At 62.6% G+C, this 14,520-nt stretch carries 13 protein-coding genes; 11 read left to right on the top strand and 2 right to left on the bottom strand.

Annotation, left to right across the window (positions count from 1 at the left end; all coding sequences use genetic code 11):
• The first annotated feature begins 79 nt into the window (after positions 1 to 79).
• Positions 80 to 1,951 carry a type VI secretion system protein TssA gene (tssA, locus tag GA615_RS12245; protein WP_161602302.1) on the top strand — a complete coding sequence of 624 codons (1,872 nt, stop codon included), beginning with the start codon at positions 80 to 82 and terminating at the stop codon, positions 1,949 to 1,951.
• A 188-nt stretch (positions 1,952 to 2,139) separates the two neighbouring features.
• On the opposite strand, the gene GA615_RS12240 is transcribed toward tssA, so the two are convergent.
• A complete protein-coding gene (locus GA615_RS12240) occupies positions 2,140 to 2,919 on the bottom strand; it encodes a hypothetical protein (protein ID WP_152051594.1) in 780 nt (259 codons plus the stop codon).
• 495 nt (positions 2,920 to 3,414) lie between these two features.
• Between GA615_RS12240 and GA615_RS12235 the strand changes: the two genes are divergently transcribed.
• From GA615_RS12235 to GA615_RS12220, 4 genes are all read left to right on the top strand, one after another.
• Positions 3,415 to 5,727, top strand: a complete 2,313-nt coding sequence (locus tag GA615_RS12235) for a DUF1592 domain-containing protein (RefSeq protein ID WP_152051593.1) — start codon at positions 3,415 to 3,417, stop codon at positions 5,725 to 5,727.
• A 111-nt stretch (positions 5,728 to 5,838) separates the two neighbouring features.
• Positions 5,839 to 7,164, top strand: a complete 1,326-nt coding sequence (locus GA615_RS12230; protein ID WP_235905372.1) for a DUF1552 domain-containing protein — start codon at positions 5,839 to 5,841, stop codon at positions 7,162 to 7,164.
• 73 nt (positions 7,165 to 7,237) lie between these two features.
• Complete coding sequence (locus tag GA615_RS12225; protein WP_152051591.1) at positions 7,238 to 9,406, top strand: HEAT repeat domain-containing protein; 2,169 nt, start codon at positions 7,238 to 7,240, stop codon at positions 9,404 to 9,406.
• Positions 9,407 to 9,699: 293 nt separating this feature from the next.
• Positions 9,700 to 11,034 (top strand): dipeptidase, encoded by a 1,335-nt coding sequence (locus tag GA615_RS12220; protein WP_152051590.1) that lies wholly within the window; start codon positions 9,700 to 9,702, stop codon positions 11,032 to 11,034.
• Between the two features lie 773 nt (positions 11,035 to 11,807).
• On the opposite strand, the gene GA615_RS12215 is transcribed toward GA615_RS12220, so the two are convergent.
• Entirely contained in the window at positions 11,808 to 12,374 is a 567-nt protein-coding gene (locus tag GA615_RS12215; protein WP_152051589.1) for a hypothetical protein, read from the bottom strand.
• 35 nt (positions 12,375 to 12,409) lie between these two features.
• On the opposite strand from GA615_RS12215, the gene GA615_RS12210 reads away from it, so the two are divergent.
• From GA615_RS12210 to GA615_RS12185, 6 genes are all read left to right on the top strand, one after another.
• Positions 12,410 to 12,637, top strand: coding sequence for a hypothetical protein (locus GA615_RS12210; RefSeq protein ID WP_152051588.1), 228 nt, complete (start codon positions 12,410 to 12,412; stop codon positions 12,635 to 12,637).
• A 31-nt stretch (positions 12,638 to 12,668) separates the two neighbouring features.
• Positions 12,669 to 12,854, top strand: a complete 186-nt coding sequence (locus GA615_RS12205; RefSeq protein ID WP_152051587.1) for a hypothetical protein — start codon at positions 12,669 to 12,671, stop codon at positions 12,852 to 12,854.
• 37 nt (positions 12,855 to 12,891) lie between these two features.
• Positions 12,892 to 13,593, top strand: a complete 702-nt coding sequence (locus GA615_RS12200; RefSeq protein WP_152051586.1) for a hypothetical protein — start codon at positions 12,892 to 12,894, stop codon at positions 13,591 to 13,593.
• Entirely contained in the window at positions 13,583 to 13,804 is a 222-nt protein-coding gene (locus GA615_RS12195) for a hypothetical protein (RefSeq protein WP_152051585.1), read from the top strand. Before GA615_RS12200 ends, GA615_RS12195 begins: the two co-directional genes overlap by 11 nt.
• Positions 13,794 to 14,048 carry a hypothetical protein gene (locus tag GA615_RS12190; protein WP_152051584.1) on the top strand — a complete coding sequence of 85 codons (255 nt, stop codon included), beginning with the start codon at positions 13,794 to 13,796 and terminating at the stop codon, positions 14,046 to 14,048. The genes GA615_RS12195 and GA615_RS12190 overlap by 11 nt, the downstream gene beginning before the upstream one ends.
• Positions 14,049 to 14,147: 99 nt before the next feature.
• Positions 14,148 to 14,477 carry a BRO-N domain-containing protein gene (locus GA615_RS12185; RefSeq protein WP_152051583.1) on the top strand — a complete coding sequence of 110 codons (330 nt, stop codon included), beginning with the start codon at positions 14,148 to 14,150 and terminating at the stop codon, positions 14,475 to 14,477.
• Positions 14,478 to 14,520: the final 43 nt, after the last annotated feature.

Below are 14,520 nucleotides of genomic sequence, written 5' to 3'. Positions count from 1 at the left end.
GAGAATTCCCCGATCGGGGCCAGGGGCCCCGATCGGCTCACCGATCTCTCGAAGTGAACCGTTCTGGTCAGGATTACTCATGGCAGCGGCACACGTCTTGGATATCGACTCCCTGCTGAACCCCATTTCCGACGACCGACCTGCAGGAGACGATCTGCGTTGGGAAGACGAGTTTGCTCGGCTCGAGTCTGCTCGGGAGAGCGACGAAGATGCGGCAAGTCGAGACATCTATGAGCGCGAACGAAAGTTGGCCGACTTCGACGCCGTGATTGCAATGGGGACCGAACTGCTCCGGGAACGAACGAAGGATCTTCGCATCGCCGCCTTCATCGTCGATGCACTCGCTCGTCGGCATGGTTTACCAGGGATGCGAGATGGACTGCTTCTGATTCAGCAGTTGCAAGAGCAGTTCTGGGAGACAATGCATCCCGAACCCGAGGATGGCGATCTGGAACTCCGAGAGGGGGTGATTGAATGGCTCGACGGCGATCGCTCGCTGCCGTTGATTATTCGATCGGTGCCGTTGACGCATGCGTTTGGTGATCTCTGCTATTCGTACTTTCGGTACAAGGAATCTCGGGATGTCGAGCAGGCCATCGCCAAGAATCCGGAGCGAGCCGACGAATTGATCGCCGAGGGGAAGATCCGTTCCGAGGACTTTGACAACGCTGTCAAGGCAACCGACGAGTCGTTCTATCGAAACCTTCTCGTTCAGGTTCGGGATTGTCGGGCCGCGATCGACCAACTCAACGAAAGTCTCTCGGCCGAGAAACACTTCGGGAGGAAAGGCCCCAGGCTCTCTGCCTGCATCTCGGCGATCGAAGACGTCAGCAAACTTGTTGAGAAACTGGTGAAATCCCGAGGGATTACCGAGGAACCACCTGAGCTTCCTGTCAGCGAGGAAGACGACGTCGAGACTGAAGCGATCCCCGAAGACGTCGAACCGAGCGAGACGATTTCGGCCGATGAGCCAGAACCTCCTGCTCGTTCTCCTCGACCCCGGTCAAGCTCGGGTCCCATTCACGACCCGTCCGATGCGCGACAACGCATCGCCGAGGCGGCTAGGTTTCTTCAAGCAGCCGACCCCTCTGATCCAGTTCCCTATCTGGTGGTCCGGGCCTTGTCCATGGGGAGCTTTTATCGGATTTCGGGTCGTCCCAGTCCGTCGGAACTCCCCGCAATACCAACCGAGATCCGCCGAGAAGCCCGCAGGCTCGCCGATGACCAGGACTGGGAGGGGCTCCTCCAGGTTTGCGAACGGGCGATGGCTGAATCCGCAGGACTTGGCTGGCTCGACAATCATCGTTATTCCTTGATTGCGCTCGATCAACTTGGCCACGACGATGCCCGGCGCGCTGTTCGTGCTGTGCTGCTCGCCTGGCTGTCCGATTACCCGGATTGGCCCGAGTGCGAGATGGACGACGAAACGCCCTGCGCGAGTCGGGAAACCCGGGCCTGGCTCTCAGAACTTCAACCCATTCAGGAACCCGAGCCCGAGCCGGCGCCTGAGCCCGAACCTCAGTCTCCACAATGGCTTTCGGTCGAGCCTGATTCCCAAAATCCCGAGCCGGCACCGCACGAGCCGGACCCCTGGGATCGTGCTCGGGAGTTACTCGGATCGGGTAACAGTGGCGAGGCCCTCGCCATGATGGCCAGGGCGGTCCGGGAGGCCCGCACGGGCCGGGAACGATTTCTCCGGACACTCCAACAGGCTGAACTGTGCTTGGCGATGAACCGTCCGGCGATCTCTCGCTCACTGCTGGACGATCTCGCTCGACAGATCGACGAATTCCGACTCGAGCACTGGGAGGAGGCTGAGCTTTGCGCTCGGGTCTTCGCCGGACTCTATCGATGCGTTCGAGACGATGATCCGGATCGAGCCAGGGAAGTCTATCGTCGGCTTTGTCAGTTTGATATTAGCCTGGCTGTTCAACTCGGAGAGACGCATTAACTCGGATGCCAACACTGATTCCTTCGTTGATCCACGGACGATAGGAGGGCCGGGCACAATGCCCGACCCTGCATGATAAGTACCCGAGTCAGATCACGTCCCAGTGACAAGGTGCCTGGTCCAAGCGTTTCGAGTTGCTACAAATTTCTGGTTTGAGCAACACTCTTGACGAGGGGCGTTGGGTGGGATCATTGGGGAAAGTAGGTCGGGATGACCGGAGGCGGGATGTCGCTCCGGGGAACCTCATAGCTGGATTGGGGTGTGTTGGGGATGCTGGGCTCTGGAACCTCGGGGCTGACGCGGACATCGGTGGCCGGGTCCGTGGGTTCGGAATCGGTTCGGACATCCGAGTCCCGGTCAACAGGAATCTCTTGCGAGACTGGTGGTTCCGGCTTGGGTACCGTCACATAGGACGGACAAACCTGATTCATGGCGATCTCGTCGATCATGCGGAACGTCATGACACCATTGATCATGACCAGTCCGAAGAGTGGTGGTTCAACCTCATACATGCCGAGGCCATTGTCCATGCAGGCGGGAACCCCGTACTCGTTGGGCTGGCAGGGGATATTGCCATTCCGGCCGTGTGGGCACGAGACGCCCTGACCGTTGCCACCATTGCCTGAGACCATGGAGGGTACGGGAGGTGACGCACCACCCATCACCGAGAAGCCGACATATTGCCAGCCTTTCAAGAATTTCCGACCTTCCACCTCCCCGAAGACGGATTCGTAGTAGCCGATAGGCACGTTCGTCCCCGCCACGACCATATCGGGGACTTCAGCACCGGCGACATTCTCGGGGGCTGCTGGCGGTTCGGGTGGGGCAGGCGGAGGCGGATTTTTTCCTCCAGCACTGACCTCGACGAGATTCCAACCGTCTTTCAGCTTTGCCGCGCCATTGCCCCGAATGCGGAGTGCATACTCTTCGGAAAAGTCGGGGAGGTACTTCGTTTCGATTTTCACCATCCGGCCGGTTGGATCCGCCGGGGTCACAAGGAGATAAGGCTTGGGTCGGTAGTATCTAATTCCCGCTTGCCCAGGACCCGGGTCCTTGATCACATTGACGCTTCCGCATCCTGGTGCAAAGGCCACAACCAGTACGATTCCGATGCACTTCCTGAGCATTGGCGTCGTCCTTAACAGTGAAGATCACCTATCTGGACGTCAGCAACGCGGGTCAAGATGTCATCGGCGACGTCCTGTCGACGATGGTCCTACTGACCTTGACCTTGACGCCTTGGACACAGGTTGTATCGGTTGCTCCGGTTGAAGGGATCGCACTTTTTTGGAGGGGGCTCGGTTTGCTCTTACCCCCGGACCCTGTCGCGGCACGTTTCCCAGGTGGTCCATCGTCCCAGCCAGGCGAAGCCCCTCGACACGTGCTCCTCAATCTGACAAACTCAAGAAAGAAAAATCTTCTCGATTCCAGATGCTCACGGCCGTCATTGCGAGTCACCCGGAATGATGCTGAACGACTGGAGATGCGTGTTCGCCGCAACCGCCGCGATCACGTTGGTCATGTGCCAGCTATCCTTCGCTCAACCCGATGGGATGGCGGACGATCGATTCCGTCAACACGTCGTCCCGCTCCTTGAGATTTACTGCATCGATTGCCATGCAGAGGTCTATTCAGAGGCGGGAATCGTTCTCGATCGATTCGAGAATGGTGCGGCGGCGGTGGAAGACGGAGAGACCTGGCTTCGGGTGCTTGATGCAATCGAGGGACGCATCATGCCTCCGATCGACCTGCCCCAGCCGTCCCTCGAAGAACTGGAAACGATCGTCGATTGGATCGAGCAGGACGTGTTGGCTGCTCGTCCTGAAATTGCAAGCCCGCCCCCGGTCGTGATTCGAAGATTAAACCGACAAGAGTACGACAATTCGATTCGAGACCTGCTTGGGGTCAACCTCCGCCTCTCCGATGCGTTTCCGCCCGATGAGATCGGCTTCGGATTCGACAACGTCGGCTCGGCGCTGAACGTCTCACCGATTCATGTCGAAAAGTATCTGGATGCTGCCGAGCGTGCCCTCGACGAGGCCATCATTCTCCCCGATGTCGAAGGATTTGCCCCCGCCGAGCTGATCGGCCTGCGCACTTATCCGCTTCCAATGGATCAGCCGGTGGAATTCGAGCATCCTCTGAAGCCGGGGCGCTACCTGGTTGACTTCAGCCTCGTGAGGGTTCGGGTCGCCGACGAGGTCCCTCCTCCTGAGCTTCTCATCGGTCTCGGAGCGGCCGAGCGGCGTGTCGAGGCGGTTCAGGTGCAGGATGAGACGGTCATTTACCGGCTCTGGTTGACCGTTGCCGAAGGAGATTCGATGGCCCGCGTCGCACTGGCTCCAGGCCAGACCGAGGCGTCGGTTCTCGGGCCTGACATTGTCACCGCCATCGCGGGAGGAGACCAGCGCTATGGCGATGCCCGTGGTTTGCACGTCGATTCGATGGTCGTTCGTGGACCCCTCCCGGTCGAGCCCGAGGGGCTCCCCGAATCGCATCGGCGGCTTCTTCCTTGTTCTTCGGGGTGCGAACATGACGATCCGCTCGATTGCGCCCGAATAGCCATCTCCCGATTTGCCGAACGGGCCTTCCGGCGACCGGTTCGACCCGACGTGGAAGAACGGCTTCTTGAGATGTACCGTCTGGCCTACCACCGGGGTGAAAGCCAGGAGCGCGCTGTCCAGGTTGCCATGACAACGGCCCTCGTGTCCCCCCGGTTTCTCTACCTCGTCGAGCCTGATGAGTCTCCTGGCGATCGGCCGCTCGATGACTTTGAACTGGCCAGCCGGCTTTCCTATTTTCTCTGGAGCAGCATGCCGGACGACGCGCTCTTCCTTGCTGCTCGTCAGGGGACACTTCGTGAGCATCTGCCCGAGCACGTTGATCGGCTGCTTGATGACCCCCGATCGGATGCCTTCGTCGCGAACTTTGTCGGCCAGTGGTTGCAACTTCGGACGCTTGAGGGAGTCTCGCGTGACGAGGCCCTCTTCCCCGAGTTTGACGACGCCTTGCGCAATGCGATGCGAGAGGAGACGGAGCGGTATTTTGCCTCGATTCTGCAAGAGAATCGTAGCATTTTCGAATTGCTCGACTCAGACTTCACCTATGTGAACGAAGGCCTGGCGCGGCATTACGGTCTGGAGGGGATAACGGGCGAGGAGTTCCGGCGGGTCACCCTAACGGACCGGAATCGCGGCGGGCTCTTGACGCAGGCGAGTGTCCTGACCCTGACATCGAACCCGAACCGGACCTCGCCCGTCAAACGGGGGCAATGGATTCTGCAACAGATCCTTGGGACGCCACCCCCTACCCCGCCTCCTGGGGTTCCCGAACTGGACGAAGACCCGAAAGCCGCTCAAGATGCCTCGCTCCGGGAACGCCTGGAGCTTCACCGGACAAATCCGGAATGCGCCTCCTGCCATCGGCAAATGGATCCACTGGGCTTTGCCCTGGAAAACTATGACGCGATCGGACGATGGAGGACCGTGGACGGAGACGTCGTGATCGATCCTTCCGGAGAGCTTCCTGGAGGAATCGCCTTTGCAGACGCTCGCGAATTGAAGCGTGTTCTGACCTCCACCGCGACCAAGAAAGTTGCCAGAACCCTGGTCGAAAACCTGATGACTTACGGACTCGGCCGCGGTCTCATTCCTGACGATTATCCTGAAGTCGAAGCGATTCGGGAGCGACTCGCTGCCGACGACTACCGAATCCGCACGATCATCACCGGAATCGTCGAAAGCCGGGCCTTCCAACACCGAGGCGTTGCCGAGTGATGGAACCACCCTGCTCGATCGTTGCCATTGCTTCGGGCGGTTTCGATGCTCGAATCCTTAACGCCGGACCACCCAAGTCCTTGTTCGGGGGAAATTGAGATGGGCATTCGGATGGACCGACGAACCATGCTTCGGGGGATGGGGGCGGCGCTCGCCCTGCCCTGGATGGAGAGCCTCCCTGCCATCGCTGGCTCGGTGGGCGTTGCCAAGGAACGGCCCCCGATCCGGATGTGCTATTGGTACGTCCCCAACGGCGTGCATCTTCCGGCTTGGTTTCCGGAACGACCTGGGATGCTGGTTGACCTTCCCGAGACGCTTCAGCCGCTCTCGTTTGCTCGGCAGTATCTCAACTGCTTTCATGGACTGACCCACAATACCGCTCTGACCAATGGCGACGACGAAGGGTGTGGTCACGGCCAGGGGGCCGCGAGCTTTCTGACCGGAGCCCAAGCCTACAAATCGCAGGACGCCGTGCGCGTGGATGTCTCGGCCGATCAGCTTTACGCGAAGCACATCGGCCACCAGACACGCCTTCCCAGCCTCGAACTCGGATGCGAGGCCGCCCGATCGGGGAACGCCTTCGGCTACAGCGGAACTTACAAGACTCACATTTCCTGGCGCACCCCGACCTCGCCCGCTCCCTACGAACTAAACCCGAAGCTGGTCTTCGACCGCCTGTTCACCGATGGGAGCGAGAGTCTGACCCGCTCGACCGTGGCCGACCGCGACTTCTATCGCCGGAGCATTCTCGATTACGCGCTTGACGACGCCCGGCGGGTCCGCAACCGGGTTTCCTCCGCCGATCGTCTCAAACTCGACCAGTATCTCACTGGGGTCCGTGAGGTCGAGCGGCGCATCCAGAACGCTTCGTCAGCCGACCTTTCCGGAACCGACTTCGAGCGGCCCATGGGGATTCCGAGCGACTTCGACGAACACCTCCGCCTGATGTGCGACCTGATGGTTCTGGCGTTCCAGACCGACAGCACCCGCGCTTCGAGCTTTATGGTGACCAAGGAGGCGACCGACCGGAACTACCCCTGGCTCGGCTTCACCGACGGTCATCACGAACTCTCTCATCACGGCAACGATGAGGAGAAACACCGCAAACTCCGCGAGATCGACCGCTATCACATCTCGATCCTCGCCTATATGGTCGAGAAGATGATGGACATCGAGGAGGCTGACGGTTCGAACCTGCTCGACAACTCGATGGTGCTCTTTGGCAGCGGGATCAGCGACGGCGATCGGCACGACCACGTCAACCTACCCGTCGTCGTTCTGGGCAAAGGTGGAGGGGCGCTTCGCACCGGCCAGTACCTTAAGTGTCGGCCGGAGACTCCCATGTCGAACCTCCTGCTCTCGATGCTCCAGGGGGCAGGTGTACCGGTCGATCGGTTCGGTGACAGCACCGAGCCGCTCCCGGGACTCTTGATCTGATCGGCCAGTCGATTCTGCGGGATGGCCGGAGGAGGCCATCTCGCCCGGGAATCCGTCGCGTCGGAGGGCGGTTGTGCGTGCTCGACTCGTGATGAGGCTCGTCGCTGTCCTCGCATTGGGGATGGGCGGCTCGGCCGCTTCGGCTTCAGTCCAGGACCACCCGGTCCCCGATTTCGTTCATTCCTGGATCGCAGGTCTAAAGGATCCCGATGTCGAGGTCCGTCGCGCCTCGGCGATCGCGATCCGAGAGGCCGACACCGAAACCCGTTTGGCCGCGTTGCCGGCCATGATCGACGTCTTGATGGAGGAGAAGGACGGTCAGGTCCGGCTGCACATCTTCGATGCCGTGACCGACCTGGGGCCCGACGCCGCACCGGCCGTTCCCGCCTTACTCCATGCGCTGCGCACCCCGTTCGGTGATCGCCGGATGGAGCAAACGCACCAGGATTTCCGGGCCGCTCTGGCCCTCGCGAGTGTCGGTCAGCCTGCGGTCGAGGGACTCCGAGAAACCCTGAGTGATCGCAGGGAGAACGTTCGGGCTGAGGCCGTGATGGCGCTCGGTCGGATCGGCTCCGATGCCTCAGACGCCGTCTCCGATCTGATCGAACTGCTCGGCGACCCCAGCGACCGTATTGGCCACGAGACCTCAGTTGCACTCGGAAGCATCGGTCCCGACGCCGTTGGACCCTTGATGACCGCCACCGGGCATGCGGACGCTCGTGTTCGCGCCCGAGCCATCGAGGCCCTCGGGTACTCGACCGCGATTTCTTCCGATGTTCGAGTGCTCGACATCCTGTTCGATCGGGTCGATGATGCGGCTCCCGAAGTCCGTGCCGCAGCCGTGGAGGCTCTCGGCCGATCCTCCACAACGGATGAAGCCCTCGCCGAGGTTCTCGACCGCAGCCTTCGAGACGAGCAGGATTCGGTTCGGAGTGCGGCGGTCCATCTGCTTTCCGGGCGTCCCGAGCTGCTTCGACAGATGGTTCCGGTTCTGGACTCGCTTCTCTCGGCGACCGACGAAGCAATCGCCTGGCATGCTGCGTTCCTGTTGCATCTCCTCGGGCCGGAAGCGGTCCCAACCCTGATCGAAGCCCTGGGACGCGAGGGGAGTCAGGTCAATCAGATCGCCGAAGCTCTGGCCCTGATCGGCCGCTCCATTTCCGGGCAGCTTGCGGAGGGAACCGAGCATCCAAACCCTCGCATTCGTCGCGGTGCGGCCCTGGCCCTGGGACGGCTCCGTCCTCCGGCCCCTGACGCTGTGCCAAGGTTGATGGCTGGCCTTGGCGACCCCGATCCCGAGGTTCGTGCCGCCTTTCTCGCCGCCATCGGAGAACTCGGCCCAAGGGGACGTGACGCCCTTCCGATCGTTCGTGAGTTGCTTCAGGACGAATCGACGGCCATCCGCCTTGAGGCGATCTCGGTCCTCCATCGCCTTGCGCCAAAAGACGATCGACTTCCAGACGACCTGGCATCCATGCTTGACGATGGCGACCCACAGGTTCAACACCTGGCCATCGAAACCCTCCGTTCGCTTGGCCCTGCGGGCCGGCCTGCCTTGCCTGCGGTCATCGAGGCGCTTCAGGGGCCTCATCCCGAAGTTCGCATCGTGGCTGCTGACTTCATCGCCGCTCATGGCCCTGCTGCTTCCGAGGCGGTGCCGGCCCTGGGCACGATGCTCGACGACTCTGACCCGAAATTTCGAGTCATCGCAGCGCGCACCCTGGCTGAACTGGGCTCGGCGGCACGACCGTTGTTTGATCGTTTTGTCGCCCTTCTGGATGACGAGGATGCCACAACCCGAGAGGCCGCCGCCCTGGCCCTGGGAAGCCTGGAACTGGACGCCACCGTGCTCCGGCCGCATCTCGTGAGAACTCTGCACGATGACGTCCCCGAGGTCCGCGACGCGGCTCGTCGAGCCATTCAGCGACTCGGAGGCGAGGGCGCTCTCTTCCTCCCCGACCTCATCGCCTTGGCGGCGCTGGAAGCGGATCGCCGATCGGTCGAGCGATCGCTCCGCCGGTTCGAGCGAACCGGACCGCAGGAGCGGTCGATCCCCGAGCTTGTTGATCTCCTGGATCATGCCAACGAAACCGTCCGCCTCCTGGCAGCCAAATTCCTTGGCCTTGCCGGTCCCGCCGCCCGAGACGCGGTTCCGAGCCTGGAACGATTACGCGATGACGCGAGTCCCGAAGTTCGCGAGCAGGCCGAAGGGGCTCTGAAACAGATCCTTCTGGAATCGTGATCTCGGCAAGATTGGAGTCGCTCAAGTTCTCTGCGGCAAACTGGTTCCGATCAAGCCTCTTGCGACGGGGTGATGAGCGTCGCAAACTGAGGCAATTTGAGGAAGCCCTTGGAACGATGGAACGCGACATCAAGTCGTGCTGATCGTCTGGGGCGTTGGGGAAGACGTGGCAAGGAAGTTCCTCGTGAGGAACCTCGGATCGTCTCACCCCAACCACCCTGCATGAGGGGCAGGTCAGAGGGTTGAGCAATTGCTCAACTGCTGCTCTGCAGCCCTGATCATTGGAGATTGCGATGCACCGACGAGGATTCCTTGGCACCTCGGCCGCCCTGGCAATGGCAGGAACGGCGTGGCATGCCCATGCCGGAATGGAGAACGAAGCACCTTCCAGACTGGTTGCCCGTAGGGAGCCTGACCCGAAGATCGCCAGAGCGCGGGATGTCGCCCTGGGGCTCATGAAACCCACCGGCAAGGAACTGGAGCACGGGTTGCGGCTCCACGCGGAATCGCTGGTCTTCGATGCCTATGGCTTCGCTCCCCGCGCGGCGATCGACGGCGACGCCGTCCGAGCCGCGGTCGAGGCCGGTGCGTCTGCCATCGAGGTGCAGGACCTGACCGAAGACATGAGCATGACCCGCCCGGCGATCGACCCAGCCGAGCAGGCCGACTTTGAAGCCGCCTGGGAGGCCTCGGGGGTCACCTGCATCTTTCAGAACGCGGGAGAAGAAGGGCAGGATCCGCTTCGTCTGATGAAGCGGTTGGCGCGCTTCACCTACCTGACCGACATGCTGCCCGAAACCCTCCGACGCGCAGCCTCCCCCGACGACATCCTCGCCGCCAAGGAGCAAGGGAAGCACTGCCTCTACCTGACAGGCAACGGTGTTCCGCTCACGCAGCAATGGGTCTCGGTCCAGGATGAACTGCGGTATGTTCGCGTCTTTTTTCAGCTTGGCATTCGGATGATGCATCTGACGTACAACCGCCGCAACCTGATTGGCGACGGTTGCGCCGAGCCGGCCAACGCCGGCCTGAGTGACTTCGGGAGGGCCGTGGTCGCGGAGATGCATCGCTTGGGGGTCATCCCCGACGTGGCCCATAGCGGTTGGCAAACCAGTCTGGAGGCGGCCCAGCTCTCGGATCATCCGGTCGTCGCGAGCCACACCACATGCGAGGCCTTGCACCGACACATTCGGTCGAAGCCCGATCAGGTCATTCGGGCAATCGTCGACACCGGCGGCTACGTCGGAATCTGCTGCATTCCCCGATTTCTCGGAGGCAAGGGAGACATCAACGCCTTCCTCGACCACATCGATTACGCCATACGTCGCTTTGGTGCGGACCATGTGGCCATCGGCACCGACGTCGCCTACTCCTCACGAGCCTCAGCGACCGAGAACCGCAAGGTCCCCTCGCGCGGTCCTCGCCGCGATCGCTGGGAAGCCCTCTGGCCCGACGACCCGTACGTGACCACTCCCGAAGCCACCGAGAGTCTCTCCTGGACCAACTGGCCGTTGTTCACGGTCGGCATGGTTCAGCGAGGCCACTCCGACGACACCATTCGGAACGTCCTTGGCGGCAACGTACTCCGTGTGGCTCGCCAGGCTTTCCAACGATCTCTAGGCAAGTAAGCCGTCGACAGCGAACCAACCCCTCGGCGGTTCCAGGAGCTTCGGTCAGCGGAGAACCGAAATGAGAGGTTCTCTCTGATCGTCGCCTGCAAAAGTCTAAAAGAACCCCAGGGAGTCTTCTTCAACGTGCCGTCGACATCAACCACCACACAAGAGCCACCGAAGAGAGTCGAACTCTTAACCCCCGCTTTACGAAAGCCGGGAATCGGCAGCCTAGTGGTGACGCAGATGGTGGCCAGAGCAAGGGATTACGTCAAGATCACACCCAGCAGACCGGGCAGCGAAAGGTCTTGGAATCCCCCAATTTCATTCGCGTGCCGACGCATTCACTGCCCGATTCACTGCCCGATGGCCGACCTCTCTGGTGGTCGGCCCCGGAGCGGTTTTGCATCGAACGACTCAGCGAACCTCGGACGACACACGCCAGTCACGGGACTTTGGAGTGGCAACATCCGCCTCAACTGGTCAACTGGTCGAACTCCTCGGAGGGTGCGAGACGTATGCGGGGCTGCATGGACCGGTTGTCCCCGGGAGTTGACTCAGCCGCGGGGATCGTACCAAGTTCTGCAGGATTGAGGGGAGCCCTCTCCCGTCCCGACGCCGGAACCCAGCGATAATACCTGCGAGCCAGTTGTGCTGAGTCGAAACCCTCGATCCCGATGAATCTGGCGAGGAGGGCTCCACCATTGGGTCGCGTAGTGAGGCCCGTGCCCGAAAGCCCAGGGGAGCTGATTTCTCCCTTGAGACCGCCGCACGTGAAGCCTCGGGCATCCTCAAGCACCCGGCCGACGCCCCACCTCGTGACGGCCTCGACCGGCGCCACCGCCTGGGCGGAACGGGTCAATCGGGCGATCCACGACCGGGACCGCCTCGCCCGGTCGCGCGACGGGGTCGGGCCCGACCCGCTGGCGTTCCAGATCGCCGCGGCCGCCGCGGCCCGCAACGATGACGCGAGGAGGATCCGGCCCTGGCTCGCGCAGGGCCGCGATCTCGTCTGAGACCGGATCCACGCGGTCAGCGCCGTCGTCTACGGGGCCGCCGCAAGGTGCTTCCCGGACGATCTGGTCGCGACTGTCCGGCTTACCGAGCCGCCGCTGCGGCCGGTCCGCTGGTTCCTGCTCCGAGCCCCCTGGAAGACGCTCCGGCTGCGGAAACAGTTCGGCGGCGACGTCTGGGAGGGGCGTGGCGAGGAGTTCCTGGAGCATATCGTCACGCTCTACGGCGCGACGGGCTGGATCCGCAACGCCGTCGGGGCCGGCACCAACTACCAGTGGTCCGACCCCGTCGTCATCGACGCGGACCGGCCGCCTGAGGACGTTGCGGCGGTGATCCTCGCTCATTTGCAGGAAGGCGAACCCCTTCGAGACCCCGACCGATGCCCTACATCATGACGCTTGAGTTGGACGAGGACGACTACCGGATCATCCAGGCGGAGATCGCCTGCCGCCAGCGTCGCTCCCGGGAGGCCTTCCCGGGAGAGCCGACGCTCCTGCCCGAGGGGGAGAGCAGCCTGGCCGGGGCGATCCTCGCGGAGGTGATCCGCGACCTGGACGAGTACCGTGACCGGCACGACGCGAATCGCAAACCGCCGACGCAGGGATGAACCGACACCCGAACACGAGGACCAGGCACCGATGAAACACCGGAAATCGCTGAACCGCCGGATCAAGGACGCGACGCGACGGGTCGCCCGGGTCGAGCACCACCAGGAGGTCGTGCGCACGGCCGCCTTCCTCCTGTCGAGCCTGGTCGTGGCCTGCCTGCTCGTCTACGGCTGGGTCGACGTGCTGGGCTGGTGGTCGAACGCTCGGATCGACTGACGGGCGCCGCCCAACTCCCCGACAACGAGGACAGCCCATGGCCATCACCGGGACGCTGACCGTCGCGGCCGCCTACAACGGCCGCGGCTACGACGCGAAGATCGAATACCGCGACGACGAGAACCAGGACCACCGGATCACCCGGCGCAACGCCGGGCGCAGCCCGGACGAGTCGATCGGCTACGCCCTGCGGACCGGCCTGATCGCAGGCCCGATGGACGAGGACACCCCGATCTTCGTGCGGCTGGGGCCGACCGAGGACCATGAGCCGCCGATGCCGTACGAGGGCCCAGCCCCGGGACAGGAGCCCTGGCCCCCGTTGCCGCCCTTACCCCAGCTCTCGCCCCAAAATGCCTCGGCCCTCGCAACCTTCCAGTCGGCCTTCCGCATCGCGAAGGACGCGCTGGCGATCCTCCGCTACGGGCCCTACGGGCCGCCCGGGATCAAGGGGATCACCTACGACTTGGAATCGGTCTGCGAGGACGTCTTGGAACTGGCCGCCCGCTGGGACGCCCGCCGCTGGGACGAGGCGACGGGGCAGTTCGCCAACCCGCCGCTGTCGGAAGATCCGTCGAACCCGAAACCGGGCGACTACGCGCAGTGCGAGGACTGCGGACAGCTCATCCGGTTCTGGGGCGGTCGCTGGGACCACCTGACAGGGCTCCACTCCTCTCACACCGTCCGCCCGAGCATCCGCACGGACAAACCACAGGACGACGGAGGACCGCATGGCTGCTGAACGCACCGCGAAGAAACGACGATGCAAACGGGCAAAACATGCCCTGAAGCCGTACCGCGACGGCGACGACCGCCAGTCCCCGGTCATCGACCTGCTGGCCGACCTGCAGCACGATTGCACCGCCAAAGGCGTCGACTTTGAAATGGCCCTGCGGGTGGCGACGAACCACTTCTGCGACGAGCAGGCCGAGGAGGCGCGTCGTGGACGATAACGAGCTCCCGGACATCGCCAGGGAGGAGTGGTCGCTCGCCACTGAGCCGGATATGTATTTGATCAACGGCGTCATCTCGGTCCCCCGCTGCTATGAGGACGCCGAGCGGGACGCGCACGCCATCAATGCGCTGCCGAAACTCATCGCCGCCTGCGTGGCGATCACCGAGGCGGGCGACGACTTGAGGCTTCGCGAGGCGTTCGAGGCCGCCACGGAAGCCCTGAAGGCCGCCCGGCTGCGATGATCAATCAGGGCTGCGGCACCATACCGCAGCCGCGCGTCTTACCGCGGGCCCCCGGTCTTGCGGCGGATCACTCACGCTGTCACGGAAGGGCATTCTTGCATGCTCCCTCAGAGTTTTCCCCATGAGTCGTTCGGAGAGGTCCGGATTGTCACCGGACCTGACGGCGAGCCGCGATGGGTCGCGGCCGATGTGTGTCGCGTGCTTGAACTTGTTAACGTCACACGGTCACTCGACCGGCTCGACGACGACGAAAAGGGTGTTCACACTGTGAACACCCTTGGCGGACCCCAGGAAATTCTCGTCGTAACCGAGGCCGGGCTCTGGAGTTTGGTCCTCACCAGCCGCAAGGCCGAGGCGAAGGCCTTCAAGCGTTGGCTCACGCAAGAGGTCATCCCGTCGATCTGCCGGACTGGCGCGTATGCACTCTAAAATCGTTCTCTGGCCGAGCAATGCCTGGTCCACGCCCAGGCTC

The organism is Tautonia marina, from assembly GCF_009177065.1.
GTDB classification, from domain to species: Bacteria; Planctomycetota; Planctomycetia; order Isosphaerales; family Isosphaeraceae; genus Tautonia; species Tautonia marina.
The sequence above is the reverse complement of the archived record's forward strand: the minus strand, read 5'-3'. Positions and strand labels throughout refer to the sequence as shown.

Bases quoted from the DNA above. Each gene is read 5' to 3' on its own strand.
- GA615_RS12195 (WP_152051585.1), top strand. From the start codon at position 13,583: ATGGCTGCTGAACGCACCGCGAAGAAACGACGATGCAAACGGGCAAAA.
- GA615_RS12215 (WP_152051589.1), bottom strand. From the start codon at position 12,374: ATGAGCGAGGATCACCGCCGCAACGTCCTCAGGCGGCCGGTCCGCGTC.
- GA615_RS12230 (WP_235905372.1), top strand. From the start codon at position 5,839: ATGGACCGACGAACCATGCTTCGGGGGATGGGGGCGGCGCTCGCCCTG.
- GA615_RS12185 (WP_152051583.1), top strand. From the start codon at position 14,148: ATGCTCCCTCAGAGTTTTCCCCATGAGTCGTTCGGAGAGGTCCGGATT.
- GA615_RS12205 (WP_152051587.1), top strand. From the start codon at position 12,669: ATGAAACACCGGAAATCGCTGAACCGCCGGATCAAGGACGCGACGCGA.
- GA615_RS12240 (WP_152051594.1), bottom strand. From the start codon at position 2,919: ATGGTGAAAATCGAAACGAAGTACCTCCCCGACTTTTCCGAAGAGTAT.
- GA615_RS12235 (WP_152051593.1), top strand. From the start codon at position 3,415: ATGATGCTGAACGACTGGAGATGCGTGTTCGCCGCAACCGCCGCGATC.
- GA615_RS12210 (WP_152051588.1), top strand. From the start codon at position 12,410: ATGCCCTACATCATGACGCTTGAGTTGGACGAGGACGACTACCGGATC.
- GA615_RS12220 (WP_152051590.1), top strand. From the start codon at position 9,700: ATGCACCGACGAGGATTCCTTGGCACCTCGGCCGCCCTGGCAATGGCA.
- GA615_RS12200 (WP_152051586.1), top strand. From the start codon at position 12,892: ATGGCCATCACCGGGACGCTGACCGTCGCGGCCGCCTACAACGGCCGC.
- tssA (WP_161602302.1), top strand. From the start codon at position 80: ATGGCAGCGGCACACGTCTTGGATATCGACTCCCTGCTGAACCCCATT.